A 24,904-nucleotide genomic window follows, 5' to 3' on the forward strand; every position below is an offset into this window, starting at 1 on the left:
GTCAGTCCGCGCGCAGGTCTGGCAGGGTGAAGTCCATGTAGCGGCGTTCTTCAGCAAGGGTGGCGGCATCGACAACGCCGGATTGGCCTGCGCCGACGGTCTGGATGGCTTCGAGCTCCCACATGCGCGTCATGGCGATGGCAAGCTCTGCAGTGACGCGGGTGTTGTGATCGACGGCTTCCTTGAGCGTTTCCATGTCCGGGATCAATGTGACCAGCTGCTCGACGCGTTCGAGAGATTGCGCGGCCTCTTCATAGCTGTTTTCTGCCGCCGCTGACATAACGGCCCCGGCGCCTGCTTGGCTGGCAATGCGTTCCGCCCCCGCATTGCCGCTGCTGGCCATTTCAGAGAGGGTATCTTGGTCAAAGCCTGCGTCCTCCAGGGCTTGCGTCATGCGACCCTCCATCTGAGGGGCCGCGTTGCCGATCAGGCCGCTGAAGTCGCCGTTTTGGATCTGCCGGATGGTGCCAAGAAGATCGCCGAATTCCTGATCGAGAAGCCCGTCGAGATCACCACCCATGGCCATCTCGATGATATCCGTCGCGCCGGTCAGCGCGGCGTAGGTCTCGTTGAGCGTGTCGAGTTGCTGCTGCACCAGGTCGAGCTGTTCGAGAAGCGTGTCAAGCTGGTCGGTCTGGATCCCGAAATCCTCCAGCATCTGCTGCAGCTGGCGAATTTCCTGGGCGATGTTGCGCGTGTCGACCGTCGGCACGCCTTGGGCAGATACGGGTGACGCAACCAGTAACGCGCAGATGGCTATGGAAGAAAGAAAGCGGATCATGGGAATGCCTCCAGATCGAATTGCATGAAGTCTTGTTCGCGCGCCTGAGCGGCCGCCATGGCCAGCTCTGCCGCGCTAAGCGGGCGGGTATGAGCGGCCTTGAGGCGCGTGCGGATCGCGATCATGCGAGCGAGTTCTGCCCGCGCATAGGTGTTGAGCGACATGGCCGCGTGAATGTCGTCGGTTTCGCCAATACGCCTGATGATGTCCTGTACGCGCTGCGCGGCAGCTTGCACGGAGACCAAGGAGTAGTCGCCATAGACCCCTGCACCGAAAGAGGTCAGGCTCATCGTGGAGTTGGCCAGCAAGACAGGATCAATCGTGCCAAGCGCATCGACGCCACCGACGCGGGCAAGGTAGAGATTGTAGCGCTCGGGGATCACCTGAACGTAGTGCTGGGTCTCAGCGAAAGGGGGCACGCCGCCGTTGCGTTGCACATTGCCCGGACCGGCATTATAGGCCGCCAGCCCGTGAATGATGTTGCCGTCAAACATGGCCAGCATCTGCGCCAGATAGCGCGCGCCGCCGGTGACCTGGATGTAGGGGTTTTCGTAATAGGCCGGGTAAATCCCGAGATCCTGCGCCGTGCCGGGCATGATCTGGGTTAGGCCGAATGCGCCGACAGGGGAACGCGCGCCGATGGTGAAGCGGCTTTCTTGCCAGATCAAGGCCTGCAACAGACAGCGCCACTGATTGGGCGATAGACCGGCAGCGCGCACGCCGGACATATGGTGCGTTTCTTGCGCGGCACGAATGATGAGCTCTTCGATCGAGCCGGACGCATCGCCGAACATCTGGGCTGCGCCTGGGTTTGGGTCGACCGAACCATAGAGCGTGTCTGCGGCGCTTTCAGGCGATGAACCAGCTTCCAGGCTCGCGACCAGTGCGCCTGAGTTCCCGCTGGCAAGCGTCGCGGCATCGAGAATGTCTTCCAGCGCTTGGAGTTGTTCTTGTTCGAGCTCTTCAAGCTCTTCTTCTTTGGACAGCCGGTCCCGTTGCAGCGCCAGATCCTGCTCGCCCTGCTGCAACACGCGCTCGCGCTGCAGGAACATGCCCGCATCAAAGGTCGGCACGCCTTGGGCATGGGCCAATGGCGCGTTGAGCCACACCAGACCCGCAAGGATATGCGGGCGGAGGCTATTCATGCAGCGAACCAATCGGCCCGAGCAGCTCGAAATTGCAATTGCTGCGGCTGACTTCGGCAAAAGAGTTGAAGCATTCAGCTTCGGACGGCCGGTATTCCGCGCAGGCTGTCAGGGTCAAAAGGGTGAGGGTCAGCACGCAAAGTCTAGGCATCGATCTGTCTCCAAAAATCGGGGTTCTGGCGATAATCCGCGCCAACCAGCGCTTCGCCTTTTTCCATGCCGCCAAGGATCGTGAGGTAAGGGCCAAGCGCACTCAAATTGGCGTCGACCACCACCGAGCCTTGATCATCGCGCACTAGCGCCAGCCGGGAGTTGCTGCCTGTGCCAAGCAAAACGCTCAGCTCTTTTTCAGTGAGGCCCAGCATGGTGTAATCGCTGGCCGAAGCGCGGATGTTGGGAAGCAGAAGCTGTGTCGGTACGGCCTCGACAATCGTCTTGCCGGTGCGGGTTTTCTCAAGCTGGCTTGCGTATTGGGTCATCATCACGACGACGGCGTTCTGTTTGCGCGCCGTGACCAGCCAATTGCTGAGCCGATCTGCGAAATACGGGTTGTCGAGCGCCTTCCAGGCTTCATCAATGATGATTAATGTCGGCTTGCGGTCCTCGATTACACGCTCCACCCGCCGAAACAGGTAGGACAGGACCGCCATGCGTTCTTTTTCGCTTTCGCTGTCGAGAATCCCGGTCAGGTCGAATCCCACCACATCACCATCGAGCGAGAAGGTGTCCTCAGAGCTTTGACCGAAGATCCAGCCATATCGGCCGTCTGCGGTCCATTCCTGTATCCGCTCAAACAGATCCCCTTCATCCGCCCCGGCGACAAAGAGCGAGGCCAGATCCTGCCAGTTGCGTAGCGCGGCATCGCTGGCTCCGGCGTTCTGGCGCACCACTTCCTGAATGCGGTTGATCTGGACCGGGCTCAGGGGGTTGTCGGAGCGATGCAGCAGCGTGGCTAACCAATCAGAAAGCCAGGCTTGCCCGCGCCCGTCAATTTCTGTGCGGAGCGGGTTCAGTCCGGTGGCTTCACCTGCCTTGATGGCGCTGTAGCGCCCGCCATTGGCGCGTACGGCCATTTCCATGCCAGCGCGATAGTCGAAGACAAACACGCGTGCGTCGCAGCGCCGGGCTTGGGTCATGAGGAAGGCTGACAACACCGACTTGCCGGAGCCAGGACGACCGAGGATCAATGTGTGTCCACCGGTCGGCTCTTTGTCCGGCTGACCTGTCTCATGGTAGTTGAACAGGAAGCCCGAACGCTCCGGCGTCGGGAAGAGAGTGATCGGCTTGCCCCAAGGCACTTTGTGTCCGGGTTTGCCCAGTTGACCGCGATGCAGCGCTGCGAGATCGGCAAAATTCGTGTTGGTGATGGCGGCCTTGCGGCTGCGCATCTGCCCATTGCCCGGATGCTGCGCGAAATAATGGGTCCGAGCCGCAAAGCTCTCATTGACCAAATTGACGCCTTCGCTGGCCGCGATGTTGCGGACCTCGGCGGCGATGGATTCCAGCTTTTCCTCGGTCTCGGCGAAGACCGTGACCGTCATGTGATGATCGCCGAAGCTGAGGCGCTTGGATTCAAGATCGTCCAGCGCGTCGACCAGTTCTTCAGCAAGAGAAATCGCACCATCATCACTGGCCTTCATCAGCCGCTGTTGGCGCTTGATCCGGCTGGCCATGATGTTGCTGTTTATGGGCGTGAAGGAATGTGTGACCACCATGTCGACGGGCAGGTTCAGCTCATCGAACATGGTGCAGTTGGTTTTGGCCGGATAGGTCTTGATCGCAAAGCTGGTACCAAACCGCTTGCCCGTCGTCCCATCGTCGAGCGCAAAACCTCGCCCCTGAAACGTGACGCGGGTGTTTGCCACATCCTCGGCAATGATGCCAAAGCGGGATTTTGCGAAGAGCGGTCGCTCTTGGCCGATGTTGAGCGCCCCGAGGAAACCCAGCAGTTCGCCGCTTTCAGCGCCGAGCAGACGCGGGTTCATCTCGGCAAAAGACGATTGCAGAAACCCGACGACCTCCTCGAGCTGGCGCAGCTGCTTGGCCGTCTGGTCTTTCAGCTGAGCGATTGAGTCCGAGCGCTTTAGTCGTAGCCGCGTACTGAGAGGAGGATGTTTCAGCACTGTCAGCGTGAGTGTTTTGTCCCGAAGGCCTGCTCGCACCATGGCTGCTTGCCAGCGGTTGTCCAGCGCATGGGCAAACCCCTCATTAGGCACCGGTGGTAAGGTGGTCTCAATTGCCTTTGAAACCTTGTGCACGTAGAAACTGTACTCCGGCCCGATCTGCGCGATGATCGCCGCGAAGAACGCGCGGACCTTCTCCAGATGCGCGTCATCGCTGGTCATGCTGTTGACGCCATCAAGGCGGATGCACTGGAACAGAGCATTGCCGCGCGTGCGGATCGTCACGTCATTCACGAGGCTGACATAGGGTAGCATGCTGGCCATCGGGCGCTCTTTGCGCGCCCAGTCCGGCAGCGTTGCAAGATCATCCGACGGATCATGGAGCATAGCTGTCCCCCGAATGGATCTTGCGGTTCGGGGTGGGCGGCGTTTCCTGCAGGGTGGTGACCATCACCTCAAGAAAGGCAGGATCCCAATCGGCCGCTTTCCAAAGTGCGGGATAGGCCAGAGCGGCGATGATGATCACCGGCCAGCTTTGGACCCAAAGAAACAGCAACACAAACCCGAAGAGCCAAACCATTGCATACATGATTGGTAAGCCGATGAGCTTTGGCGGCCGGATCAGGCCCAGGAAGAGGCGGGTTTGCGTTGCCATGCCGGATTTATGCGCCCCAGATCGCGGTCACGATGGTCGGCGCAGCAGCGATGCCTGCAATGGCAACCAGCACCCAGAGGGCTTGGCGGAAATCCAGAATGCCGAAGAGCCAGGAGAGGAACACACCGATCAGGGCCAAGGTGCCGATGACTATACCCAAGGGGCCGGTGATTGTGTCGACGATGCCCTGCAAAAGGTTCTGCACCGGCGAAAGGTCAATGCTCTGCGCAAAGGCGGGGTTGGCAATCATCAAACTGGCCAGAGCCAGCGACAGGATCGTGCGGAATTGAATTTGCATCAGGAGGCTCCAGTCAGTCGATCACGCACGGCCGTGACCCGGCGCACGTGATTTTGGGTTTCTCGATAGGGAGGGATGCCGCCATGGCGCGCGACCGCGTCGGGCCCCGCGTTGTAGGCGGCAAGCGCGAGTTCGGGCGTGCCGAACTGCGCCAACATCATCAAAAGGTAGCGGGCAGAGCCATCCAGATTGGCCCGCCAGTCATGCGGATCCACGCCGAGCTGCGCGGCCGTCGCTGGCATCAGCTGTCCAAGGCCGATCGCCCCTGCCGAGCTGCGCGCATTCGCTCGATAGGCGCTTTCAATCTCGATATTGGCTTGGAAGAGGGCCTGCCATTCCGTCACCGACAGCCTGGCGCGGCGCAAAGCCGGGTGCCCGCCATAGCGATGCGCCGTGCTTTCAAGAGCTGCGAGGATTTCAGGTCGGGGAACTGCGCGGGCGGGTGCAGGAGGGGGATCTACAGGCTCTGGCGCTGCAAAAACGATCAGCTCTGGTGGGTTTGCGCCAATCCCGTCGACATAGCTTTGTGCAAACCCTGATTGGGGAGCTTTGGTTTCCAGTTGGCCATCGGCCCGCATGGAAAGCACGAAGCCTTCAGAATAGGCGGGCGCAGCAAGGAATGCCGCGAGGGTGGCAAGTGTCTTAGCCTGCGTCTTCCAATTTGTGCGAGGCGATCTTGCCTTCGAGCATGGGGATCGAGACGATCGAAACGCCAAGGCCAGCCAGGAAGCTGGATAAGCCGTTGATTGTCTTGAATTCTCGGGCAGCCATGTTGTTGCGTGCAGTGACGAGCAGGCGACGCGTCTCGCCATCTGGCGAGACGCAATGCACGGTCCAAACTCCGGACCACTGAGCACCTGTACGTTTGGGCGTAACCCGGCACACAACATCCGCCGAATGACCCTCGGCAAGCAGCGTGCGCAGCCCGTCTTCACTGACAACATTGGGGGCGTCTTGCATCAAATTCATAGGATCGAGCCTTGCAGAATTGTGCATTGGCCCGGCAGTCCCTTATGGACTAACGAACCGATACAATATTATAACTTTGCAATCAATAGGTGCAACTTGTTTTATTGCGCCTTTCATGCGTTGAAACAGATTTACTGCAACGGAGTGGCTGAGCCAAGATAATATGGCGCTTTTGAAACAAACATGGGTGGTTATGGTCGTTCTGAGCTGGGGTTCTGCCGCGATTGCGGGCACTTGCCTGCCGCCTGCGCCGCCTTGGATGCCGACCAATGCCGACCACGTGCGGGCATATGCTGACCTGTTGAGGCGCGATGCTGACGTCTATTTTGCTGATGTCGAGCAGTACTTTCGGTGTCTAGACCAAGAGCGACGTGAAGTCTTCGAGCAAGCGCGCAAGGTCAGTGGAGACTATGCGCGCGTTCTGGAGTTCCTGGACGACATGAGGAAATGATACCCGTCCTCACGTAGAGAAAGCTGCCTTTCAGTAAAGCTGCCGCGAAGGTCGCCAACGCGGACAAAGCGTGCATTCGCTGCGGCTGCGCCAACGGCGGCTTTCGGTCCTTCGACGAAACCGTCGATGTTGTCACAAGCAACTGAATTTCGCCTAGCGTCCGGATAAGTCTGCGCTACCGTCCGGCAGATCATGCGCACCGATACAGAGCCGGTGATCCCCCAGAACCTCGATGACGCGACACTCTCCGGCGTGGCCTGGATCGTCCGCACTGGCCATCCGCACCAGTTCTTCCCGAAGCTGCGCGAGAATGGTCATGCGCCGGTCCACCGCCGCGAGCTGCTTGCGTGCGATCTCATGGGCAGGTGCGCAATCCTCTGACGGGGCTTCTGCCAAGGCCATCAGATCGGCGATGTCATCGAGCCCGAAGCCCAGTTCCCGCGCGTGACGGAGGAAAGCGAGGCGTTCGAACGCCGCTGCATCATAGCGCCTCTGCCCGCCTGTCGTCCGCGCCGGTGCCGGTATCAGGCCCCGGCTTTCGTAGTAGCGGATCGTCGTCACCTTCACACCCGTCCGGCGCGACATCTGCCCGATGGAATATTCTTTCATGTCGCCTCTTGAACCTCCAGTCGCTGTAGATCGTATCTACACTGAAGTGATACGAATCGAAAGGAGCTACTATGGGGCACGGCCATCATCATCACGTCGATCCGGAAGCGGGCGACCGCCGGGTCTTCGCCGCCATCGCAGTCAATATGGGCCTGACGGTTGCTCAGATCGTCGGCGGCATCGTTTCCGGTTCGCTGGCGCTGATCGCCGATGCGCTGCACAACTTTTCCGATGCAATCTCGCTCATCATCGCTTTCGCCGCCCGGAAAATCGCGCGGCGACCTCGCGATGCCGACATGACGTTCGGCTACGGTCGGGTCGAGGTCGTGGCCGCGCTCATCAACTACACCACGCTGATCGTGATCGGCCTCTACCTGCTCTACGAAGCCGCAATGCGCTTTGCCGATCCGCAGCCGGTCGAGGGCTGGCTGATCGTCATCATCGCCGGAATTGCGCTTATCGTGGACGCCGTGACGGCTGCGCTGACCTACGCCATGTCCAAATCCAGTGTGAACATCCGCGCGGCGTTCCTGCACAACGTCGCCGACGCGCTCGGCTCCGTCGCGGTGATTGTCGCTGGCACGCTGATCCTGCTTTACGACTGGCGGCTGATCGACCCGCTCGTGACGGTGCTGATCGCAGGCTACATACTTTGGCAGTCGTTCCGGGAAATTGGCCCGGTGATCCGTATCCTGATGCTCGGCTCACCACCGGAAATCGAGACGCAAGCGGTGCTGGAGACCGTGCGCGGAACCGACGGGGTGACCGGCATCCACCACGCGCATTTCTGGCAGATGGACGAACACCGAGCGGCCCTCGACGCACATATCGTAATAACCGAGGGCCGTTGGTCCGACGCAGACGCGGTGAAGGAGCGGATCAAAACAGCGCTGGCAGACCGCTTCGACATCGAGCACACAACGCTGGAGCTGGAATGCGCGCGCCACGCCTGCGACGACCCGTCCGAGTTCGGCGGGCGCGGGCATGGCGAGGAGCGGCACGGATGACCGACTTTGCTTCCGTCGCGCTGACCGTCGCGCTTGTCTGTGAAACAGTTCTTATTGCGATGCTGCTTTGGTCGATCCTTGTCCCATCCCGCCGTCTCTGGCCCCCGCAACGGGTGAACTGGCTCAGCCAACTCATGGTCTGGCTCCCGACCCTCGCGGTCTTCAGTAGCGCGATCCTTGTGGGCTCCGCCGGATGGAATGCTCTGGATTGGCCGCTCTGGCTTCGTTGGAGCGTAGGCCTGCCGCTGATCATGGCGGGCAATGCCGTGGTCTGGCCTGCTGCCTTGGGCATCGGCCTCGACGCGACCAGCGGCGCGGAAGCCGAGCTGAAAACCGATGGTTTCTATCGTTGGTCGCGCAACCCGCAATACGTGGCAGACATGGGCATCCTGGTCGGATGGGCAATCCTGTCCGCCAATCCCGCTGCGTTGATCATCGCGACGGGCGGTGTGGTCGCCTTTGCTCTCGCCCCTTTTGCCGAAGAGCCATGGCTGGAAGAGATCTATGGCGCGCCCTACCGCACGTATCGGAAACGGACGCCGCGGTTTTTCGGGTTTCCAAGCCGACAGAACGCTGACTACTCTGTGTAGCGTTCGCAGTCGCCGAGCCCGGTCGCGGTTGAGGCAAGGAGCCGATCCGCGGCACGGATCAGCTCGGCAACCCGCCTGTCCGCCAGGCGATACCGGACAAATCGACCTTCGCTGCGGCGGCTGACCAGCCCGCAATGCAGAAGGCAGCGCAGATGGTTCGAGACATTGGGTTGCCCCAACCCAGTATGAGCGACAATCTCCTGAACGCTGCGTTCGCCCGCCACCAGCGCATCGAGGATCGCCAGACGGCTGGGATCGCCGAGGCCCCGAAAGAGCTTTGCCCGCAGTTCTAGGGCGTCGGGTGCCAAAAGATCGTCTTGAACGTCTTGCGTCGTCATATCATTATCCACTGATACGTTAGCGGCGGCACTTTTGCCCGCCACTTTGAAGAGGATCGCACATGAACCAGGCCGAGAACAGCACGTTGCCGACGGCCTCCACGCCGATCCGAATGCGGGTGCAGGGCATGGACTGCGCCAAGGACGCGGCCGAGATCGAGCGCGCGGCCCGGTCTGCGGGCGTGGCCGAAGGCGATGTGAAGGTGTCTGCCGCAACCCACGTCATGACATTACGGATCGCGGAGGGTGACTTGTCGAAGGTGCGGCCCGCGCTCGATGCGACCGGCTACGGCTTTGAGAAGATCGAGGACGGCGATACATCCTCCGATCCGGCCTACAAGGACCCGAGTTATCGCCGCGCCCTCTGGATCGTGGTCCTGCTCAATCTCGGCTACGGCGTGGTCGAGATGTTCGGCGGGTTCCTGTCCGGGTCGCAGGCTTTGAAGGCGGACGCGCTCGATTTCCTCGGCGACGGCGCGATCACGTTTCTGGGCCTGCTCGCCATCGGTTGGAGCCTGACATGGCGTGCGCGGTCAGCGATGATCCAGGGCGTGTTTCTGGGGCTTCTGGGCCTCGGCGTCGTCGGCAGCACGCTCTGGCGTGTCCTCAACCAAACGACACCCGAAGCCGGGTTGATGGGAGCCTTCGCGGTGGGTGCGCTGATCGTGAACGTCCTCGCGGTCCTGCCGCTGCTGAAGCACCGCAAGGGCGATGCCAACATGCGGGCCGTCTGGCTGTTTTCGCGCAACGACGCCATCGGCAACCTTGCCGTGGTCATCGCGGCCGGGCTGGTCGCATGGCTTGGCAGCGCCTGGCCCGACCTGATCGTCGCGTTCGCCATCGCAGGGCTGTTCCTGCATTCGTCGTGGATGATCATCCGCGACGCGCGGAATGATCTGAAGGACGAGTAGGGGGCGCTTGCGTTAAAGAAGTGACCCCAAGTCCGATCCGACACTTGGATAGGCCGCCGTCATCGACTGAAGCTGCTTGGCCGTCAGGCCCAGCTTGATCGCCAACCCGAAGAAATTGATCAGCTCGCCGTATTCCGGGCCGAACAGGTGCGCGCCGAGAATCTTGCCATTCGACCTATCGACGAGGATCTTCGCGGCGGCGGAGGTTTCGCCGATCCGATAGTTCGAATACCAACCGCCAGTGTCGGTGAACCGGACATCTATGTCATGCCCGGCGTCCCTTGCCTCGTCTTCCAACATGCCGACACGCGCCACTTCCGGAACGGTGAAGACGGCCGTCGGAATACCGGCATAATCCGGTGCGGTTTGCGCGTCTTTGAGCATGTTGGAGGCCGCGACCTTCCCTTCGATCACTGCGACCGGCGTCAGCGGCATGCCATCGGTGTCGGCGGAATCTCCTGCGGCATAGACCGCGCTGTTTGTCGTGCTTTGCAGATGGGGGGCTACAACGATGCCCTTGTCACTGTAGTCAACACCAGCCGCCTCAAGATTCAGGTCGGCCAGGGCTGCAATCCGGCCCGCGCCATGCACGACCAAATCGGTTTCGATTGTCCGGGTCTGATCGCCCGACGCAACCTCGACAGTGAATGCTCCACTGGTTTCCGCGACCGAGACGATTTCGGTCTCGCGCATCAGGTCCACGCCGATACCGGCGCCGCGCTCGATCAGCATTTCGACCAGATCGGGATCGAAGCCGCGTAAGGGCCGGGCGCCACGATCCACGATGATCGGGTTGGCTCCGGCCCGTGCGGCGATATGCGCAAACTCGAAGGACACGAAGCCGCCGCCGATAAAAAGAACCCGTTTGGGAAGGGCCTCCAGGTTGAGGAAATTCGTGCTGTCGATCACGAGATCGGCCCCTGTGAAGCTCAGCGGCCTGGGCATGGCACCGGCGGCCACGAGGAACCGTTCCGACTGATATGCCGTTCCATCGACCTCCAGCGTGTTGTCTCCCGTGAAGCGGGCAGCTCCATGCAGGGTTTCGACGCCGTTGCCCGACAGGCCCTTTTCCATCTTGTCCGGCACGGGATCGGTGAAGCCACGCTTGTGTGCCATCAGATCGGCCCAGTTGATCGACAGATCACCGGGATCGATCCCCTTGCCCTGCATGAGCCGTGCCGCGTCCATGATTTCCGCACCGCGCCGCAGGATTTTCTTTGGATCGCAGCCGCGCAATGCGCAGGTGCCGCCGTAGGGCAGCGCATCGACAATGGCCACACGCCATCCTGCTGCGCCACACTTGTTCGCCGCGGCCACGCCTGCCATGCCAGCCCCGATGACGATCAGGTCGCAGTCTTCGCTCATTATCCGGTCCTTGTCTTGGGTCTATCCGGCGCAGCAGCTCAACTTTGCCACGTCCATATCGAAGGTTTGCGCCGCCAGCTTCAGCCCTTCTACCGTGGTCAGATACGGGAAGACCGTCTCGCCAAGTGCCTTGGTGGTCATGCCAAACTTCAGGGCCATAACGAGGGTCTGGATCGTATCGGACCCCTCGGGCGCGACGATCTGGCCGCCAAGCAGCCGGTCGGACTTTCTGTCCGCCACCAGCTTAATCAATCCGCGCGTGTCGCGTGCGGCCAGTGCGCGCGGCACCTGATCGAGCGGTACGATGGACGTCTTGACGTCGAGGCCCGCGTCCCGCGCCTGGGCTTCACCGAGACCGACGCCCGCGACCTGCGGGTCGGAAAACACCACCCAGGGCATCACGGCGTTGTCGTAGCGATGGTCTTCGCCGAGAACCGCATTTTTGGCCGCGAGCTTTGCACCATAGGCCGCCATATAGACGAACTGGTCGCGGTCGGTCACATCGCCTGCGGCATAGATGCCACGCACCGATGTCTGCATGTCCTCGCCGACGACGATGGACCCACGCGCGTCGGTTTCCACGCCGATTGCGTCCACGCCCATATCTTCGGTATTGGCCCGCCTGCCAGCGGTCGAAACGAGCTGATCCGCCGTCACTTCGACAGGCTTTCCGTCCTGGATCACGCGCAGTGTCACGCCCGCGTCGTCGCGGCGCACAGTGTCGTAGCTTAACCCGGTCAGAAGGGAGATGCCTTCGGCCTCGAACGCCGCCGCCAATGCCTCCGAGACCTCCGGTTCCGCGCCGGGCAACAGATGCGAACGGGCGACAAGCGTGACCTTCACGCCCATGCGGCTCATCATCTGGGCCAGTTCCGCGCCGATGTAACCCGCGCCGATGAAGATCAGGCTTTTCGGCAGTACTTCGAGTTCCAGAAGACTGGTGCTGTCGAGCGCGCCGATGTCCTCGATGCCGTCGATGGTCGGCAGGACGGGACGCCCGCCCGTGGCGATGATGGTCCTCGGTGCTTTCAGGGTTCGCTCACCGACTGTCACGCCACCTTCGATCAGCCGCGCGGGACCGGCGTCGATGTAATCGACACCCTCATATTCCGGCAGAAGGTCCGCGTATTTCTTCTGGCGCAGGGTCGCGACCAGATCGTCTTTGGACTGAACGAGCGTCTGCCAATCATCCACTTGTGCCCGTCCCGACAGGCCGGGGAACCGCTTGGCAGCCCCCGCACCGTGCACGGCCTCTGCCGCGCGGATCATCGTTTTGGAGGGCACACATCCCACGTTGACGCAAGTTCCGCCGATGGTGCCGTGTCCCACGAGGGCGACGCGCTTTCCGGCATCCGCGCCGGTAATTGCGGCGGAGAACCCCGCCGATCCGGCCCCAAGAACGATCAGGTCATAGCCGCCCTGTTCATCGTCGTTTTTGTTCAGGTCTTTCATCTCAGCGCGCCTCACCATACTCGGGGTCTTTTGGTCTGGCGGCGAACAGATATATGACCGCGCCGATGGCGATCAGCGGTGTGAGCATGCCGAGAAGACCGAAGAACATACCGGTGGCGGTGCAACATCCCATCATCATGAGAGCGTTCCTTTCTTTTGCGCACGGTTCACGAGAACCGCGTAGAGTGCCGTGGCGGCGAAAACGCCGATTGTGATCCGTATCGCGAACCTGAACTCGAGGAGAATGATCAGGATCGACAGAGCTGCCGCGAGGCCGGTGGCCCAGAGTTTCGGGGCCGGTCCCGGTTTGCCAGCGCGCAGCCAAAGGGCCTGTGCCACCACGGCGAGGCTGAAAAACAACAGCGGGAACAGGGCGTAATCGAGCCAGCCCGTGAGGGCCGACAATCCGACGCCAGCGACGATGACGACCAGAAGCGGTGTAAAGCAGCAGAGCGCGGCGAAGAGCGCACCGCCAAGCCCCCATTTCAGCAGACGGTCGGAATTTTCAGGTGTGTCAGTCAAGGAGCCGTCTTTCTCTGTGATGGGTCGGGGCCGGAGGCGCGTTTCATTTGCGAACGACGCAGTGCACGGACGATCAGGTAGGTCAGACCCGCCAAAACCAGCACGGCAATGCCACTCATTCCAGAGAGCCAAGCCCCAACGCCGCCGAACAACGCTGCAAGCACGGCAGTTCCGCCGCCGCAGCAGACGACCACGACCGGAGCTGCTATTCCGAAGGCCAGCAGGCCACCCATCAGATTGTCACGCATTGCAGGCGGCTCAGGAGGCTGTGTCGGGCAGCACCTGCGCCGGATAGCCATTGGCCGTCACCGCGCCGATGATGCTTTCGATGGAAGTTTCGGCGTCATCGTAGGTCACGCTGTAAACACCCTGCCCGTATTCGGGGCCGTCCTGGAATGCAACGATCTCGACCGATGGCACACCACGCATCGAACTGGCAACAATGAACGAACAGGACGGGCATGTCAGTTCGCTGACGGCAATCTCGACCTGGCGCTCTTCGGCGAGGGCCGGAGTCGAGAGTGCGGCGATGGTCAGGGCGGGTAGCAGGAGGTGCTTCATGGTCGTTGTCCTCGTTCAGAATTTCAGGATGAAGGGGGTGATGTAGGGAAAGATCATGGCGACAGCGACAATCGCGGAAGCGGCCCAGAGGGTCGCCCGCATGATGCGGCGGTCGATGGGGCGGGCGCAGGTGCCATCGGCACAGGACTCGGCATCTACAGGCTTGTAAGCCTTGTAGAAGCCGTATCCCAAAAACGCGGCGCTCAGCGCGAAGGTGTACCACTTGTAGGCATAGAGGGCCCCGAGCTGCGCGATGAACACGCCCGTCACGCCAAAGCTGACCAGAACAAGCGGCAGAATGCAGCACGAGGTCATCGCCAGCGCACCGAGGACGCCGAGGCCGGTCACGCCCCATCCCTTGGTGGTTTCGTCGCCAATTTTCTGCGACCGAGATTGCGGAAGTTCCGCCAAATTTTGTTCCATCGAATCTTCCTTGAACAGTTATTTCCACCGTTCTAGGGTCTGTAGTTGATACAGGCTCAAGGGGTTTTTTTGCGAAATGAGTAACACAAGCGTGAGATCAATTCGGCGGGGTGATTTGGCACGAGCAACGGGCTGCAATCTTGAAACCATCCGCTATTACGAAAAGATCGGCATCATGCCGGACCCGCCGCGCAGCACGAAAGGCTATCGCAGCTACGATAACGCCCATGTCAGACGGCTGAAATTCGTCATGCGGTCCCGAGATCTCGGTTTTTCTCTCGAAGAGGTTCGCGGGCTGCTCGGGCTGGTCGATGAGCAATCCCGGACCTGCGCCGAGGTTCAGATCATCGCGGAAGATCACCTGACTGACGTTCGAGCCAAGATCGCGGACCTGCAGCGCATCGAGCATGTCTTGTCGGACACAGTTGCGCGATGCACCGGCGATGCTGTCCCAGAATGTGCGGTGATCGACGCGTTACTTGATGCGTGAGCAGATCAGCATTTGATTTGCGACCGCTGCGGCCCGAAAATGAAGCTGCCATTGGCCGCAACGCAGAAAATCGGAAAGATGGGCTCTTTCCGGCCGTTAGCTGCGTTTTCCACCAATGTCTGGTTCAGTGGTAAGCTCTGAGTTGTGTTGCGCTATAGGCTCGCCGTCATTGTGCAACGCAGCCTGCGTCTCGCCGTTGTCCCAGCGATACAGAAGGCCGATTTCTTCACCTGTTTTGATGCATGAAATATGGCCGATGGCTTCGGCCGTTGTGCGAACACTCGTAATTTCGGGCAATATCAGCCCCTCTTGTTTAATAACTCTTGTGGGTCGATTTCGAGAGCAAGTGCGATCCGCTCCAGAACATCGATTGATGCTGAATTTTTGGCGAGTTCGATCTCGCTGATATAGCTGCGATCTACATCCGCAGCCAAAGCTAGCTGTTCTTGGCTCAATCCTCTGGAATTTCTTAGATTCCGGACATTTAACCCTACTCGTTCCCGTAATTTCATGGCCTCTATTCGGCCAGATCACAAGAACCGCTCTACGGAATATATTCCACAAAACGCGCGCGAGTATCACAAGTGATGTTCTCGTATATGGTGTGAAGAGCGATGTTGGAGCTACATTTTCAATAATACAGTAATGTAATCAAAAGGCAGTTATTGATATGTGGTGCAGATTTATCAGGAATTGGTTCTTTGGGGTCGCAATGTCTCTGCTTTCCAGTGTGGCTCCTCAGGCAGCGAAAGCCTATCAAGTCGATTGCGCCATTCTGCTTTGCCTGGCTGGTGGGTGGCCCGCGTCAGCAGAATGCGCTCATGCCCGTGCCGTGTTCATCCGTCGGATCACGCCTTGGCCGATTGAGCCACCCCTGCAAATCTGGCGTTGTCCGATGGGTGTTGCGGAGCGCGCGCCTATGCAAAGCACGGCCCCGACAACTTGGGAGGCCAGCAACCAAATCGGCCAGACACTTGGTCACGTCATTCTGGCACAGGTGGTGGACAGTGGCGCAGACATCGACATCAGTGGCCTAGAATTCGATTTCGTGCGCTCGATCCGCGTCTGGGATGTTCGGCACTACAGCCATCGCGAACGCGGTCGCGACGATGATTGCTCTGAAAGCTACAACATGCGTCTCGGGACCTACGGCACGCAGGGCGAATTCGGCTGGCAACGCACGACACCAGCCGCTGCCCCGCAATGGGTTCTGCCGTCACGGCGCTGTTCGTCATCAAATTGGCGACGAGGCGTCGGTGTGGAATGGGAAGATCACGAAGGCAACCACGGATATGAGTGGGTGGCCTACTAGGGCTATTCGCCGATATCCTTCATGCGTTCCGCAATGTCGCCCGCAATGCGCTCATACAGGGCCGCTTGCTTGTCCCTTGGCGTCCCAGGCTTTGGGTTTCTTCGACGGATGCGTTTGGCGAGCCAGAAGAGCAATCGCGCGGCGGGGTCATCCAGTTTTTCCGGTACAGGAGCTGGATAGTTTTCTTCGAGGAGAGCAACGACCTCGGCATTCATGCTGCGATGGTTGGCCTCGGCCGCGAGGCGTATACGATCGCGCAGGCCGTCTGGCAGCCGTACGATGAACTTATCCTGATTTTGAGAGCTTTGTTCTGGCATGGTGGCACTGTGCCATAAAAAGCAATTGACGCAATAGTGGCTAAGTGCCACTAACAGGGTATGATTTCAACCTGGAGGCGTTTCATGAACAGTCGTAAACCAATGCAGCTTCGGCTTCCGCAAGAGCTCAAGGAGTGGATCAAGGCGGAGTCAGATCGCAATGGAAATTCCCAAAATTCAGAAGTGATCCGTGCCATTCGGGCAGCGAAAGACAGGCGCTCTACGCTCGGATCAATTGGAAATATCAATATGGATCAGGGTGATAGTGCGCGTTGTTAACGAGCAGGAGAGGTGTCGATCAGATGACCAAAGCAAGTGTTCAGACAAAGGCGAAACAGGCGGCCTCGGCCTTCATCCGTGAGGCGCGGGAGGCAGGTTGGCAGAGGGCAAAATTTGAGATCAAGCCGGATGGCAGTGTCATCGTCGATGCCAACATGGTCGCTCCAGAGGCGGCAGACGACTTTCTCAACAGTGACCTGAGAATGGGCGAATGACTCGCAAGAGCTTGCCCAAATACGTCTACAATGACCGGGGGTATCTCCGGTTCATCCGGCGTTCGCGCGGTATCTCGGTCATGATGCACGAGGAAGCGGGCACGCCGGAATTTTGGGATCATTACAATCGTCTGCTGAAAGGAAAACCCGCGCCAGCGCCGGTGAAACGCAATTTTGAGGCGTTGATTCTTAGCTACTACGAGAGCGACGCCTACAAGAAGCTGAAGCCCCGTACGAGATCCGACTATCGGCGGTATATCAGCCACATTCGTGAGATCTGGGCCGACAAAGACCCTGCTAGGATCGAAACCCACCACATTTATGAACTGCACCGGGCAAATGCGGACCACTGGCGGCAAGCCAACTATCTTGTCCAGGTCATGGTCGTCTTGATGAATCACGCCCGGTTGATCGGCTTCATCAAGAAAGAACACGGCAATCCGGCGAAGGGTATTCCGCTTTTCAAGCAGCAGAGCGACGGCTGGGAGCCGTGGCCAGATGATGTTCGGGAAGAGTTCGAAGCGCTGGCTTCAAAACGGGCGCGGCTGGTCTACGAGCTATGCGTTGGCACAGGCCAGCGCATTGGCGATGTCGTGAAGATGAGGTGGGAGCACTTCTCCGATGAAGGATTCGATTTCACGCAGGGCAAAACCGACAAGCCTCTTTGGATCCCGCTCACCGACCGCCTGAAAACCCAACTCGAAGGCATTGCGCGAACAGACGGCACTGTCGTGACCGACACCAAGGGGCGGCCAGTGAGCTACCGGATCGTTGCGGAGGAAATGCGCACCATCAAAAAGAAGATGAAGCACGAGAGGGCGAGCTACTACAAAACGCACGGGCTGAGGAAAAATGCGACGATCGAGCTGTATCTGGCTGGATGTGATGACGAAATGGTCAAGGCGGTCACCGGCCATTCAGGCGTTGAGATGCTGAAAAAGTACGGTGGGCCGATCCGGCAAAGAGAGCTCGCCAAGCGCGCTCAAGAGGCAAGAAATCAAATGGAACGAAGCAAGACCGAAACGTGAAAGTTTCAACGGTTGTTTCAAAAATGGCAGTGAAGGAGAGTAAGGATGACGCAAGTCATTGATTTTATTGGAGGCGAGTACCGGAATCGAACCGGTGTACACGGATTTGCAATCCGCTGCGTCACCACTCCGCCAACTCGCCTTTTGTGGTGTGGCATCTCGTTAAGAGTCGCCGTTCGTGCGTTGTTTAGGAGCATATCTAGAGCACTTCAAGTGCTCTTTTCTACTGAGCGAAACCGCGACCGTCAAAAATGCGAACAATTCCAGCTAAATGTGGTAATTGTTCAACGTTTTTGATGGTCTTGAAAAGAATACTTCGCTGACAGTCTACGATTATTGCTCATCTTCTTGAACTGTGGCATCACAGATGAAACGAAACTAGACGAACGAGTTTAGTCAATGACTGATTTTTCTACCCGCCGCACAATGATGGTCGATACACAAATTCGCCCGTCCGATGTTACCAAATTCCCGATTATTGCGGCTATGCTAGAAGTGCCGCGCGAAGATTATGTTCCAGAGGAGCTGCGGGAAGCGGCATATCTTGATGGAAATATCGCGTTAGGCGAAGGGCGGGTGCTGCTGGAGCCGCGCACATTCGGCAAAATGCTTGATGCGCTTGATATTCAGGCGAGTGACCTGATCCTCGACGTAGGCTGTGGACTTGGGTATTCGACTGCAGTGCTCGCGCATATGGGCGATACTGTCGTGGGTGTGGAGAGCGATGAGGCACAGGCGGACACTGCTCAGGAAACGCTTTCGGCCGGCGGAATCGACAACGCAGCAGTCGTCGCAGGGCCACTTGCTGACGGTGCGGCGAAGCACTGTCCTTACGACATTATCGTTATCGAAGGCGGTATCGAAGTATTGCCTCAATCCATCGCGGATCAACTCAAAGATGGCGGCCGAATTGCGGCTCTATTTGTAGAGGGAACACTCGGCGAGGTTCGGATCGGTCAGAAAACGGATGGCACAATTGCGTGGCGCAGAGCCTTCAATGCGGATGCCCCTGTGCTGCTAGGATTTGAAAAGACAGAAGAATTTGTACTATAACAGAAACCGGAGAGTCGTTTCCTCTGTGTTTTATTAAGTAATAATTGGTCAATGAACCGGGAGTGTGGATATGGGACTTAAGTTTCTGAAACGTGGAGCGGCCATCGCGGCGACAATTGTTTTGGCGAGTTCCACCGTCGTTCGCGCAGAATCTTTGCCTTCGGCATTGGCAGCTGCATACAACAATAGTGGCTTGCTTGAGCAGAACCGCGCGGTCTTGCGCGCTGCAGACGAAGATGTGGCGCAAGCCATGGCATCCCTTCGCCCGACACTTTCCTATATCGCGCGTACCTATGGCGATTACTTTGATGCACAGAATCCTGCGATAGGTCAGGGCAGCGTCCTCAGCGGTGATATTTTCATCAGCGCGCAAGTCATCCTTTTCGACTTTGGTCGCAACCAGCTTTCTGTTGAAGCGGCTAAAGAAGCAGTCCTCGCTACTCGGCAGGGCTTGATCTCTGTTGAACAGCAAGTTTTGTATGACGCCGTATCGGCATATATGGGTCTGCACCGAGATCAAGAATTTGTTCGCCTCGCGCGCAGCAACCTTGCAGTGTTGACGCAAGAACTTCAGGCCACTCAGGACCGCTTTGATGTTGGTGAAGTAACGCGAACAGACGTTTCGCTCGCTCAGGCTAGCCTCGAATCATCACGTAGCGATCTTGTTGAAGCACAGGGCCAAGAAGCGATCTCCCGCGAAGTCTATCGGACGGCGATTGGTAAATACCCAACAGGCTATGTGGAACCTCCGCGCGCACCGACAACGCCTTCCTCACTTGAAGCCGCACGTCAGGTCGCGCTGCGTACGCATCCGGATATTCTCGCTGCACAGAAATTCGTCCGTGTTGCGGAAATCAACGAACAAGCTGCACGTCTTGCTTACCGTCCTACACTTTCGGCAACCGCACGTGCTGGCTACACAGCGTACTCGCAAACATTTAACCGTTCTGACGCTTCGGTCGGTCTTGAGCTGTCCGGTCCGATTTACCAAGGTGGCCGCATTCCTTCGGTTCAACGTCAGGCATTGGCGAATGTTCAGGGTCAACGCGCGAACCTTCATCAGGCAAGACTGTACGTTGACGAAAATGTTGGTCGTGCATGGTCTATTCTCCTCGTGTCGCGTGCCAGCCTTGAGGCATTGAAAGCTCAGGTCGTAGCTGCAACGGAAGCTTTTGAAGGTGTTCGTGAGGAGGCCCGCCTTGGTGCGCGTACAACGCTCGACGTTTTGAACTCCGAACAGAACCTCTTGGATGCGCGCGCGCGTGTCATTGATGCAACAACCAACCAGTACCTCGCGGCCTATGGTTTGTTGGCGTCAATGGGACTTCTGACTGCGGAAAACCTCAATTTGAACGTGCAAACATACGACCCAGAGACCTATTACAGAGCTGTTGAAAACGCGCCAGCGGCATTCAGCCAGCAAGGCCGAGCATTGGATCGTGTGCTAAAGAGCCTCTCGAAATAATCGAATTTTCTCTATCTGTTGGCAGACGGGGGAAATCGAAGTACACTCTTTCGTGAGGTGACAGCAGGAAAAATCATGTCCGATTCCGTGACAAATGTTGAAGTCGAAGACGTAATTTCATCAATCCGCCGCTTGTTCAAAGAGGACAAGCCACAGCGAGACGATGACGTCGTTGCAAAGACTGAAAAAGCAAGCGTGCTTGAGCTTAAAAGCGACAAGCCTCTGGCAGAAGCAAAGCCGCGTGATGCGCTGGTTTTAACGCCAGCTTTTCGTGTGAAAGAGAGCCAAGAGTCTCAAGCAAAGCCCGCGCAGGTATTAGAATCGGCTGATGACAGTGCTGATTACGAAAATCGCGAAACGGAAAAGCCCCGTAAAGCATTGTTCAGGCATCGAACTGATCCGCTTGTCCTTAGTACGCCATTGAGCGACGAGCAGATTAAAGACGATGCGCCAAGTGTATCAAGCTCCAGTGACGAATTGCGCGCCGATATTTCACGGGCGCAGTCGCGTTTGGAAGCGACTATTGCCGAACTCGAGGCCGCGATTTCCGGCCAGCAAAGCGATTGGGAACCGGACGGAAGCGAAATCGCTGGGTCGACTCCTGAAACACAGCCGCTAGAAGAAGCAGATGACGAGATCGATGCCGAACTGGCACGCGCACTGACACCATCAGAGCAGCCCATCGATATCGCATTCATGCGCCGTCAGAAGGCTCAGGAGAGCAAACCAGTTCTTCAGCCAGTAGAGACGCCTGCACAAGACGATACCGCTGCAAACGTCCACGAGATCGTACCGCAGTCTACCACCGAGAACCTTCCTCAAGAAGAGAGTGCCTTTGACGAAGAGGCATTGCGCGAGTTGGTTTCAGAGATTGTTCGCAGCGAACTCCAAGGTGCGCTTGGTGAGAGAATTACACGCAATGTGCGCAAACTTGTGCGTCGTGAAATTCACCGGATCGTAAGCTCGCCCGATTTCGACTGAAATTTGCCAGAGTTTGTTGGACTAAGTTTCGACGGGCTCGGCAAGCGCTAACAAACCATCAATGTCAAAATGCTGTTCTAGATGCGCAGCGAGTGCGTCGAGAGTTTCTTCGACTTGCGCTTCATGCTGCCTTGGTTTGATGTCTAAGCCCAGTTTTGCGAAAAAGGCCCGCCGAAATTCGTCAGCGGCGAAAATTCCGTGTAAATAGCATCCGACAACATTCCCGGAAGCTGCACCCTCTGGGCGGCCACCAACTTCGAAGGCTGCGTTGGCGCAGTCTTTCCCATCGGTCTCGCCTATGTGGATCTCATAGCCTTTGATCGAAAGGCCGGTTTCAATATGACGCCCATTGGACAGCTCTAGCCGTTTTTCGGGCAGCATTTTTGTTATGACATCAAGATGCCCTAAGCCCTTCACGCGTGTTGGCGTGCCTTCTAGGCCCATGTCGTCGATCAACTCTTTGCCGAGCATCTGATAGCCCCCACAGATACCCAAGACATGTCCGCCACGGCGAATATGGGCGGCGAGGTCAATATCCCATCCTTGTGCGCGGAAATGGGCGAGGTCGGCGATTGTCGATTTGCTGCCTGGTATCAGAATGAGATTGGCATCGCCCGGTAGTGGGCACCCGGATTCAACGATTTCCACGCTAATCGTATCTTCGGCGAGGAGCGGATCCAGATCGTCAAAGTTGGCAATCCGGTTGAGGCGGGGCACCGCAATCTTGAACGTTCCGTGGTGCGTTGCTCGAATGTCCATTATGTCTTCGGCAGGCAGCATTCCCGCGTCAGGGAACCAAGGGAGAACGCCGAGAGAGCGCCATCCGGTCCGATTGCAAATCTCTGTTAACCCTTCGTCAAACAAGCTGACATCGCCGCGAAACTTGTTAATTGCGAAGGCTTTGATCCTTTGGCGGTCTTCTTCGGGCAGGACCGCATGTGTGCCTACGACCTGTGCAATTACACCGCCGCGGTCAATGTCTCCGATAAGGACAACGGGAACTGACGCGGCCTCTGCAAAGCCCATATTGGCAATGTCGCCTGCACGAAGGTTAATTTCGGCGGGGCTGCCTGCGCCCTCAACAAGTACAATGTCGCAGCTCCCTGCCAACCGTTTAAAGCTCGACAGTACTTCTGGAAGCAGGCTTTCTTTGAATGCGCCATATTCTTTGGCCTTCATGCTACATCGCCGTTGACCGCGAACCACGACCTGCGCGCCGACGTCTGTCTCTGGTTTGAGGAGTATTGGGTTCATGTCGACAATGGGGGCCACGCGGGCAGCCATGGCTTGAAGAGCCTGCGCGCGTCCAATCTCTCCGCCGTCGCTCGTTACTGCGGCGTTGTTTGACATGTTTTGTGGCTTGAAAGGGCATACCGAATAGCCGCGATTGACCAGCGCACGCGCGAGGCCGGCAACAATCATTGACTTGCCGACGTTGGAGCCTGCGCCTTGTATCATTATTGCCTTTGCCAAGAAGATGCTCCGACTGTCGCTTGTTTCTAGGCAATGTCGGGGAAAGTCCCGCGAAGTACAAGAACTAGGCGCACAAAAACAAAGCGCGCCCTTAGGGCGCGCTTGTAACTCTCACATACAGTGAGGATTTAGGCAGCTTCGGCCTGCTGGTTGCGGCGTTCGCTTTCCTCGCGGGAGAGCGCAACAGACGTCCGCACGCCATTGGAAACAAATTCCATCAACCCTTCGACAACACGTTCGTTAGGGTCAATTCCGGCACAGGACAGAACCTCACGGCCGTCACGCGAACGTGCCCAGCGTGCGATCTGTTCAGGACCGTTGCCATATTTTTTGTCATCTGCAATTGCATCATCCAATGCAGCCAAAACCACCGCTGCGAATAGCTTTCGCGAGCGATTACCTTGTTCGTGGTTGAAAGCGGTGCCATCAACGAAATCAGCCATCTCGTCGTCCTTTTGATTCTTGCTCTTGCACTTTGGGGCGTTTGCCGAATATGGCGATAATTGCGCGATTCGGTATACCTTGAAATGCATATCACTTATGCGTTGAGCGCATAGCTCTGTAGTTCAAACGTCCGATATAGTCGTCTTGTTCTCTATCGTCGCTCAATATATAGGTACACAAACGTTTACATCAACCTTTGCGACGAGATTTGAAATGCCAAAAATCAATGGGAACGAAATTCGGCCTGGAAACGTGCTTGAACACAATGACGGGCTGTGGGTTGCGGTTAAAGTAGACCACGTAAAGCCAGGAAAAGGCGGCGCTTTTGCCCAAGTTGAGATGAAAAATCTCCGCAACGGTTCAAAACTGAACGAACGTTTCCGCAGCGCCGATAAGGTCGAACGTGTGCGTCTGGAGCAGAAAGATCAACAATTCTTGTACGAGAATGATGGAATGTTGGTCTTCATGGATACGGTAACGTACGACCAGATCGAACTGCCTTCTGATATTCTTGGTGATCGCCGTCCTTTTCTTCAGGACGGCATGACAGTTGTGATCGAATATTACGATGAAGAGGCGCTTAATGCGACGGTTCCACAGAAAGTCGTGTGTAAGGTTGTCGAGACTGAGCCCGTGGTAAAAGGGCAGACAGCTGCCAATTCTTTTAAGCCCGCAATTTTGGACAACGGCGTTAAAATCATGGTTCCACCCTTTGTAGGGCAGGATGAGGATGTTGTCGTGAATACTGAAACGATGGAATATTCCGAGCGCGCCTAAGGGTAAGAAAATTCATTTAAGCCTCGCCAACGCGGGGCTTTTTTGTGTCCTTGGCTAATTTAACATACTAGTGCGTTAGAGGCTTGCAGTAATGCGAGCGTCTCCTGCATTAAGATCACCTTTTGCGCGATCGAACCGAAGATAGGCAATCGCTTGGGAACCAGCTTGCGAATAGAGCGTGCCCGCCGGTTTGCCGGCATTCGTAATTTCGGTTCCTATGGGCGCCGCGCCAGAAATCTCGACGGTTACTAGCCCCTTACGCAACTCGGTTTTGTGTTTCATGCGCGCGGTAACTTCTTGCCCAACGTAGCAGCCTTTCTTGAAGTCCACACCGTTCAACCGCTCAAAACCAGCTTCGAGGATATAAGTGTCGGGCGTTAGCTCAACACCGCTTTGCGGAATAGTGTGCTCGACGCGAAGCGAGGTTAGGTCAACTGTATCGTCCGACTCTCCGTAGGATCGCCAGCCTAGTTGAGGGTGCCGTGGATCTGCATGTGCGCCGTCAGGAGTTTCGCCCAAGCCGTTGGATACACGGAGCGAGGTTTCTTCGATCGCAACATCGGCTCGAAGTTTGTACATGTTTAGCCGTTGAACAAGGCTCGCCGTGAGGCTGCTATCAACATCCACTAAAAACTCTTCACCCGTATCCAGCAGGAAAAAATCGGCAAGATACTTGCCCTGAGGCGTGAGCAGCGCGGTATAGATAAGGCCGCCTTTTGTAACGTCATTGGTGACGAGCCCCTGAAGAAACTCTACGCGATCCTTGCCGGATATTTTCAAGACGTTGCGTGTATCGCTAGACATTGTATGTTCCTCTTTCACAGCAGAGACCAATATAGGTGTATCTGTTGTGAAAAGGACAGAAGCAAA

General features: G+C 57.7%; 36 protein-coding genes and 1 tRNA gene. 13 read left to right on the top strand and 24 right to left on the bottom strand.

Annotated features, from left to right (window positions below; translation table 11 throughout):
• Position 1: 1 nt before the first annotated feature.
• From OU789_RS03215 to OU789_RS03250, 8 genes are all read right to left on the bottom strand, one after another.
• A complete protein-coding gene (locus OU789_RS03215; protein ID WP_274653243.1) occupies positions 2-781 on the bottom strand; it encodes a type IV secretion system protein in 780 nt (259 codons plus the stop codon).
• Positions 778-1,926 (bottom strand): lytic transglycosylase domain-containing protein, encoded by a 1,149-nt coding sequence (locus tag OU789_RS03220; protein WP_274653245.1) that lies wholly within the window; start codon positions 1,924-1,926, stop codon positions 778-780. Before OU789_RS03220 ends, OU789_RS03215 begins: the two co-directional genes overlap by 4 nt.
• On the bottom strand, positions 1,919-2,077 hold the full coding sequence (locus OU789_RS03225; protein ID WP_274653247.1) for a hypothetical protein: 159 nt from the start codon (positions 2,075-2,077) through the stop codon (positions 1,919-1,921). The genes OU789_RS03220 and OU789_RS03225 overlap by 8 nt, the downstream gene beginning before the upstream one ends.
• Positions 2,070-4,436, bottom strand: coding sequence for a VirB4 family type IV secretion/conjugal transfer ATPase (locus OU789_RS03230; protein WP_274653250.1), 2,367 nt, complete (start codon positions 4,434-4,436; stop codon positions 2,070-2,072). Before OU789_RS03230 ends, OU789_RS03225 begins: the two co-directional genes overlap by 8 nt.
• Positions 4,426-4,704: a type IV secretion system protein VirB3 gene (locus tag OU789_RS03235; protein WP_058260733.1), complete on the bottom strand. Its 279-nt coding sequence runs from the start codon at positions 4,702-4,704 to the stop codon at positions 4,426-4,428. The genes OU789_RS03230 and OU789_RS03235 overlap by 11 nt, the downstream gene beginning before the upstream one ends.
• Positions 4,705-4,711: 7 nt before the next feature.
• On the bottom strand, positions 4,712-5,002 hold the full coding sequence (locus OU789_RS03240) for a TrbC/VirB2 family protein (RefSeq protein WP_247034531.1): 291 nt from the start codon (positions 5,000-5,002) through the stop codon (positions 4,712-4,714).
• On the bottom strand, positions 5,002-5,580 hold the full coding sequence (locus OU789_RS03245) for a lytic transglycosylase domain-containing protein (RefSeq protein WP_274654500.1): 579 nt from the start codon (positions 5,578-5,580) through the stop codon (positions 5,002-5,004). Before OU789_RS03245 ends, OU789_RS03240 begins: the two co-directional genes overlap by 1 nt.
• A gap of 64 nt (positions 5,581-5,644) precedes the next feature.
• On the bottom strand, positions 5,645-5,971 hold the full coding sequence (locus OU789_RS03250; protein WP_051371962.1) for a hypothetical protein: 327 nt from the start codon (positions 5,969-5,971) through the stop codon (positions 5,645-5,647).
• A 163-nt stretch (positions 5,972-6,134) separates the two neighbouring features.
• Between OU789_RS03250 and OU789_RS03255 the strand changes: the two genes are divergently transcribed.
• On the top strand, positions 6,135-6,422 hold the full coding sequence (locus OU789_RS03255; protein WP_274653259.1) for a hypothetical protein: 288 nt from the start codon (positions 6,135-6,137) through the stop codon (positions 6,420-6,422).
• A gap of 153 nt (positions 6,423-6,575) precedes the next feature.
• Here OU789_RS03255 and OU789_RS03260 read toward each other — a convergent pair whose 3' ends face one another.
• Positions 6,576-7,031: a MerR family transcriptional regulator gene (locus OU789_RS03260; RefSeq protein WP_170394736.1), complete on the bottom strand. Its 456-nt coding sequence runs from the start codon at positions 7,029-7,031 to the stop codon at positions 6,576-6,578.
• A gap of 71 nt (positions 7,032-7,102) precedes the next feature.
• Between OU789_RS03260 and OU789_RS03265 the strand changes: the two genes are divergently transcribed.
• Both OU789_RS03265 and OU789_RS03270 read left to right on the top strand, forming a co-directional pair.
• Complete coding sequence (locus OU789_RS03265; protein WP_170394733.1) at positions 7,103-8,038, top strand: cation diffusion facilitator family transporter; 936 nt, start codon at positions 7,103-7,105, stop codon at positions 8,036-8,038.
• A complete protein-coding gene (locus tag OU789_RS03270; protein ID WP_217354369.1) occupies positions 8,035-8,628 on the top strand; it encodes a methyltransferase family protein in 594 nt (197 codons plus the stop codon). The genes OU789_RS03265 and OU789_RS03270 overlap by 4 nt, the downstream gene beginning before the upstream one ends.
• Here the strand turns inward: OU789_RS03270 and OU789_RS03275 are convergent.
• A complete protein-coding gene (locus OU789_RS03275) occupies positions 8,616-8,966 on the bottom strand; it encodes an ArsR/SmtB family transcription factor (RefSeq protein WP_170394730.1) in 351 nt (116 codons plus the stop codon). The two genes, OU789_RS03270 and OU789_RS03275, sit on opposite strands and share 13 nt — an antisense overlap.
• Before the next feature lie 62 nt (positions 8,967-9,028).
• On the opposite strand from OU789_RS03275, the gene OU789_RS03280 reads away from it, so the two are divergent.
• Complete coding sequence (locus OU789_RS03280) at positions 9,029-9,877, top strand: cation diffusion facilitator family transporter (protein WP_170394727.1); 849 nt, start codon at positions 9,029-9,031, stop codon at positions 9,875-9,877.
• 12 nt (positions 9,878-9,889) lie between these two features.
• Here OU789_RS03280 and OU789_RS03285 read toward each other — a convergent pair whose 3' ends face one another.
• From OU789_RS03285 to OU789_RS03315, 7 genes are read right to left on the bottom strand one after another with little or no spacing between them, the layout of a single operon-like run.
• The gene (locus tag OU789_RS03285; protein WP_170394724.1) at positions 9,890-11,242 is read right to left on the bottom strand and encodes a dihydrolipoyl dehydrogenase family protein; all 1,353 of its coding nucleotides are present in this window, start codon (positions 11,240-11,242) and stop codon (positions 9,890-9,892) included.
• Between the two features lie 21 nt (positions 11,243-11,263).
• Positions 11,264-12,694 carry a mercury(II) reductase gene (merA, locus tag OU789_RS03290; RefSeq protein ID WP_217354368.1) on the bottom strand — a complete coding sequence of 477 codons (1,431 nt, stop codon included), beginning with the start codon at positions 12,692-12,694 and terminating at the stop codon, positions 11,264-11,266.
• 1 nt (position 12,695) lies between these two features.
• Positions 12,696-12,833, bottom strand: a complete 138-nt coding sequence (locus OU789_RS03295; RefSeq protein ID WP_160325920.1) for a hypothetical protein — start codon at positions 12,831-12,833, stop codon at positions 12,696-12,698.
• Positions 12,830-13,216: a mercury resistance system transport protein MerF gene (merF, locus tag OU789_RS03300; RefSeq protein WP_057821980.1), complete on the bottom strand. Its 387-nt coding sequence runs from the start codon at positions 13,214-13,216 to the stop codon at positions 12,830-12,832. Before merF ends, OU789_RS03295 begins: the two co-directional genes overlap by 4 nt.
• The gene (locus OU789_RS03305; protein WP_072629817.1) at positions 13,213-13,464 is read right to left on the bottom strand and encodes a hypothetical protein; all 252 of its coding nucleotides are present in this window, start codon (positions 13,462-13,464) and stop codon (positions 13,213-13,215) included. The genes merF and OU789_RS03305 overlap by 4 nt, the downstream gene beginning before the upstream one ends.
• Before the next feature lie 10 nt (positions 13,465-13,474).
• Complete coding sequence (locus OU789_RS03310; protein ID WP_170394718.1) at positions 13,475-13,777, bottom strand: periplasmic mercury ion-binding protein; 303 nt, start codon at positions 13,775-13,777, stop codon at positions 13,475-13,477.
• A 15-nt stretch (positions 13,778-13,792) separates the two neighbouring features.
• Complete coding sequence (locus OU789_RS03315; RefSeq protein WP_174821699.1) at positions 13,793-14,200, bottom strand: mercuric transporter MerT family protein; 408 nt, start codon at positions 14,198-14,200, stop codon at positions 13,793-13,795.
• Between the two features lie 76 nt (positions 14,201-14,276).
• Here OU789_RS03315 and OU789_RS03320 point away from each other — a divergent pair, with 76 nt between their 5' ends.
• A complete protein-coding gene (locus OU789_RS03320) occupies positions 14,277-14,690 on the top strand; it encodes a MerR family transcriptional regulator (RefSeq protein WP_170394715.1) in 414 nt (137 codons plus the stop codon).
• A 96-nt stretch (positions 14,691-14,786) separates the two neighbouring features.
• On the opposite strand, the gene OU789_RS03325 is transcribed toward OU789_RS03320, so the two are convergent.
• Entirely contained in the window at positions 14,787-14,987 is a 201-nt protein-coding gene (locus OU789_RS03325; protein WP_274653278.1) for a hypothetical protein, read from the bottom strand.
• 2 nt (positions 14,988-14,989) lie between these two features.
• Positions 14,990-15,202: a helix-turn-helix domain-containing protein gene (locus OU789_RS03330; protein ID WP_058260738.1), complete on the bottom strand. Its 213-nt coding sequence runs from the start codon at positions 15,200-15,202 to the stop codon at positions 14,990-14,992.
• 200 nt (positions 15,203-15,402) lie between these two features.
• Between OU789_RS03330 and OU789_RS03335 the strand changes: the two genes are divergently transcribed.
• Positions 15,403-16,002 (top strand): hypothetical protein, encoded by a 600-nt coding sequence (locus OU789_RS03335; RefSeq protein WP_274653282.1) that lies wholly within the window; start codon positions 15,403-15,405, stop codon positions 16,000-16,002.
• Between the two features lie 2 nt (positions 16,003-16,004).
• On the opposite strand, the gene OU789_RS03340 is transcribed toward OU789_RS03335, so the two are convergent.
• Positions 16,005-16,319, bottom strand: coding sequence for an Arc family DNA-binding protein (locus OU789_RS03340; protein ID WP_040103946.1), 315 nt, complete (start codon positions 16,317-16,319; stop codon positions 16,005-16,007).
• A gap of 84 nt (positions 16,320-16,403) precedes the next feature.
• On the opposite strand from OU789_RS03340, the gene OU789_RS03345 reads away from it, so the two are divergent.
• Genes OU789_RS03345 through OU789_RS03355 form a run of 3 tightly spaced genes read left to right on the top strand, consistent with a single transcriptional unit; the run spans position 16,404 to position 17,841 of the window.
• Positions 16,404-16,598 carry an Arc family DNA-binding protein gene (locus OU789_RS03345; protein WP_274653290.1) on the top strand — a complete coding sequence of 65 codons (195 nt, stop codon included), beginning with the start codon at positions 16,404-16,406 and terminating at the stop codon, positions 16,596-16,598.
• Positions 16,599-16,621: 23 nt separating this feature from the next.
• The gene (locus OU789_RS03350) at positions 16,622-16,813 is read left to right on the top strand and encodes a hypothetical protein (protein ID WP_025060031.1); all 192 of its coding nucleotides are present in this window, start codon (positions 16,622-16,624) and stop codon (positions 16,811-16,813) included.
• Entirely contained in the window at positions 16,810-17,841 is a 1,032-nt protein-coding gene (locus OU789_RS03355; protein ID WP_274653293.1) for a site-specific integrase, read from the top strand. The genes OU789_RS03350 and OU789_RS03355 overlap by 4 nt, the downstream gene beginning before the upstream one ends.
• Positions 17,842-17,909: 68 nt before the next feature.
• On the opposite strand, the gene OU789_RS03360 is transcribed toward OU789_RS03355, so the two are convergent.
• Positions 17,910-17,983 (bottom strand) — tRNA-Cys (locus tag OU789_RS03360).
• A 257-nt stretch (positions 17,984-18,240) separates the two neighbouring features.
• Between OU789_RS03360 and OU789_RS03365 the strand changes: the two genes are divergently transcribed.
• The 3 genes from OU789_RS03365 to OU789_RS03375 all read left to right on the top strand — a co-directional run bounded on the left by OU789_RS03365 (position 18,241) and on the right by OU789_RS03375 (position 21,340).
• A complete protein-coding gene (locus OU789_RS03365; RefSeq protein ID WP_274653295.1) occupies positions 18,241-18,894 on the top strand; it encodes a protein-L-isoaspartate O-methyltransferase family protein in 654 nt (217 codons plus the stop codon).
• Between the two features lie 70 nt (positions 18,895-18,964).
• A complete protein-coding gene (locus OU789_RS03370; protein WP_274653297.1) occupies positions 18,965-20,359 on the top strand; it encodes a TolC family outer membrane protein in 1,395 nt (464 codons plus the stop codon).
• A 75-nt stretch (positions 20,360-20,434) separates the two neighbouring features.
• Positions 20,435-21,340 (top strand): DUF2497 domain-containing protein, encoded by a 906-nt coding sequence (locus tag OU789_RS03375; protein WP_274653299.1) that lies wholly within the window; start codon positions 20,435-20,437, stop codon positions 21,338-21,340.
• A gap of 21 nt (positions 21,341-21,361) precedes the next feature.
• Here the strand turns inward: OU789_RS03375 and OU789_RS03380 are convergent, their stop codons facing one another.
• Complete coding sequence (locus tag OU789_RS03380; protein WP_274653301.1) at positions 21,362-22,813, bottom strand: cobyric acid synthase; 1,452 nt, start codon at positions 22,811-22,813, stop codon at positions 21,362-21,364.
• A 128-nt stretch (positions 22,814-22,941) separates the two neighbouring features.
• Positions 22,942-23,256 (bottom strand): DUF6280 family protein, encoded by a 315-nt coding sequence (locus tag OU789_RS03385; RefSeq protein ID WP_263953854.1) that lies wholly within the window; start codon positions 23,254-23,256, stop codon positions 22,942-22,944.
• Positions 23,257-23,470: 214 nt separating this feature from the next.
• Between OU789_RS03385 and efp the strand changes: the two genes are divergently transcribed.
• A complete protein-coding gene (gene efp, locus OU789_RS03390) occupies positions 23,471-24,034 on the top strand; it encodes an elongation factor P (RefSeq protein ID WP_263953853.1) in 564 nt (187 codons plus the stop codon).
• Between the two features lie 75 nt (positions 24,035-24,109).
• Here efp and ygfZ read toward each other — a convergent pair whose 3' ends face one another.
• Positions 24,110-24,838 carry a CAF17-like 4Fe-4S cluster assembly/insertion protein YgfZ gene (gene ygfZ / locus OU789_RS03395; protein WP_274653329.1) on the bottom strand — a complete coding sequence of 243 codons (729 nt, stop codon included), beginning with the start codon at positions 24,836-24,838 and terminating at the stop codon, positions 24,110-24,112.
• Positions 24,839-24,904 lie beyond the last annotated feature (66 nt).

Origin of the sequence: Halocynthiibacter sp. C4 (genome assembly GCF_028823805.1) — a bacterium.
Lineage (GTDB): Bacteria > Pseudomonadota > Alphaproteobacteria > Rhodobacterales > Rhodobacteraceae > Falsihalocynthiibacter > Falsihalocynthiibacter halioticoli.

Excerpts from the sequence above, each read along its gene's own strand:
- OU789_RS03255 (WP_274653259.1), top strand. The coding sequence starts at position 6,135 with ATGGCGCTTTTGAAACAAACATGGGTGGTTATGGTCGTTCTGAGCTGG.
- OU789_RS03335 (WP_274653282.1), top strand. The coding sequence starts at position 15,403 with ATGTCTCTGCTTTCCAGTGTGGCTCCTCAGGCAGCGAAAGCCTATCAA.
- OU789_RS03250 (WP_051371962.1), bottom strand. The coding sequence starts at position 5,971 with ATGAATTTGATGCAAGACGCCCCCAATGTTGTCAGTGAAGACGGGCTG.
- OU789_RS03265 (WP_170394733.1), top strand. The coding sequence starts at position 7,103 with ATGGGGCACGGCCATCATCATCACGTCGATCCGGAAGCGGGCGACCGC.
- OU789_RS03280 (WP_170394727.1), top strand. The coding sequence starts at position 9,029 with ATGAACCAGGCCGAGAACAGCACGTTGCCGACGGCCTCCACGCCGATC.
- merA (WP_217354368.1), bottom strand. The coding sequence starts at position 12,694 with ATGAAAGACCTGAACAAAAACGACGATGAACAGGGCGGCTATGACCTG.
- OU789_RS03270 (WP_217354369.1), top strand. The coding sequence starts at position 8,035 with ATGACCGACTTTGCTTCCGTCGCGCTGACCGTCGCGCTTGTCTGTGAA.
- OU789_RS03370 (WP_274653297.1), top strand. The coding sequence starts at position 18,965 with ATGGGACTTAAGTTTCTGAAACGTGGAGCGGCCATCGCGGCGACAATT.
- ygfZ (WP_274653329.1), bottom strand. The coding sequence starts at position 24,838 with ATGTCTAGCGATACACGCAACGTCTTGAAAATATCCGGCAAGGATCGC.
- OU789_RS03260 (WP_170394736.1), bottom strand. The coding sequence starts at position 7,031 with ATGAAAGAATATTCCATCGGGCAGATGTCGCGCCGGACGGGTGTGAAG.
- OU789_RS03285 (WP_170394724.1), bottom strand. The coding sequence starts at position 11,242 with ATGAGCGAAGACTGCGACCTGATCGTCATCGGGGCTGGCATGGCAGGC.
- OU789_RS03245 (WP_274654500.1), bottom strand. The coding sequence starts at position 5,580 with ATGCGGGCCGATGGCCAACTGGAAACCAAAGCTCCCCAATCAGGGTTT.
- OU789_RS03305 (WP_072629817.1), bottom strand. The coding sequence starts at position 13,464 with ATGCGTGACAATCTGATGGGTGGCCTGCTGGCCTTCGGAATAGCAGCT.
- OU789_RS03340 (WP_040103946.1), bottom strand. The coding sequence starts at position 16,319 with ATGCCAGAACAAAGCTCTCAAAATCAGGATAAGTTCATCGTACGGCTG.
- OU789_RS03355 (WP_274653293.1), top strand. The coding sequence starts at position 16,810 with ATGACTCGCAAGAGCTTGCCCAAATACGTCTACAATGACCGGGGGTAT.
- efp (WP_263953853.1), top strand. The coding sequence starts at position 23,471 with ATGCCAAAAATCAATGGGAACGAAATTCGGCCTGGAAACGTGCTTGAA.
- OU789_RS03215 (WP_274653243.1), bottom strand. The coding sequence starts at position 781 with ATGATCCGCTTTCTTTCTTCCATAGCCATCTGCGCGTTACTGGTTGCG.
- OU789_RS03225 (WP_274653247.1), bottom strand. The coding sequence starts at position 2,077 with ATGCCTAGACTTTGCGTGCTGACCCTCACCCTTTTGACCCTGACAGCC.
- OU789_RS03310 (WP_170394718.1), bottom strand. The coding sequence starts at position 13,777 with ATGAAGCACCTCCTGCTACCCGCCCTGACCATCGCCGCACTCTCGACT.
- OU789_RS03315 (WP_174821699.1), bottom strand. The coding sequence starts at position 14,200 with ATGGAACAAAATTTGGCGGAACTTCCGCAATCTCGGTCGCAGAAAATT.
- OU789_RS03365 (WP_274653295.1), top strand. The coding sequence starts at position 18,241 with ATGACTGATTTTTCTACCCGCCGCACAATGATGGTCGATACACAAATT.
- OU789_RS03295 (WP_160325920.1), bottom strand. The coding sequence starts at position 12,833 with ATGATGATGGGATGTTGCACCGCCACCGGTATGTTCTTCGGTCTTCTC.
- OU789_RS03385 (WP_263953854.1), bottom strand. The coding sequence starts at position 23,256 with ATGGCTGATTTCGTTGATGGCACCGCTTTCAACCACGAACAAGGTAAT.
- OU789_RS03275 (WP_170394730.1), bottom strand. The coding sequence starts at position 8,966 with ATGACGACGCAAGACGTTCAAGACGATCTTTTGGCACCCGACGCCCTA.
- OU789_RS03220 (WP_274653245.1), bottom strand. The coding sequence starts at position 1,926 with ATGAATAGCCTCCGCCCGCATATCCTTGCGGGTCTGGTGTGGCTCAAC.
- OU789_RS03230 (WP_274653250.1), bottom strand. The coding sequence starts at position 4,436 with ATGCTCCATGATCCGTCGGATGATCTTGCAACGCTGCCGGACTGGGCG.
- OU789_RS03345 (WP_274653290.1), top strand. The coding sequence starts at position 16,404 with ATGAACAGTCGTAAACCAATGCAGCTTCGGCTTCCGCAAGAGCTCAAG.
- OU789_RS03375 (WP_274653299.1), top strand. The coding sequence starts at position 20,435 with ATGTCCGATTCCGTGACAAATGTTGAAGTCGAAGACGTAATTTCATCA.
- OU789_RS03240 (WP_247034531.1), bottom strand. The coding sequence starts at position 5,002 with ATGCAAATTCAATTCCGCACGATCCTGTCGCTGGCTCTGGCCAGTTTG.
- OU789_RS03320 (WP_170394715.1), top strand. The coding sequence starts at position 14,277 with ATGAGTAACACAAGCGTGAGATCAATTCGGCGGGGTGATTTGGCACGA.
- OU789_RS03350 (WP_025060031.1), top strand. The coding sequence starts at position 16,622 with ATGACCAAAGCAAGTGTTCAGACAAAGGCGAAACAGGCGGCCTCGGCC.
- OU789_RS03330 (WP_058260738.1), bottom strand. The coding sequence starts at position 15,202 with ATGAAATTACGGGAACGAGTAGGGTTAAATGTCCGGAATCTAAGAAAT.
- OU789_RS03235 (WP_058260733.1), bottom strand. The coding sequence starts at position 4,704 with ATGGCAACGCAAACCCGCCTCTTCCTGGGCCTGATCCGGCCGCCAAAG.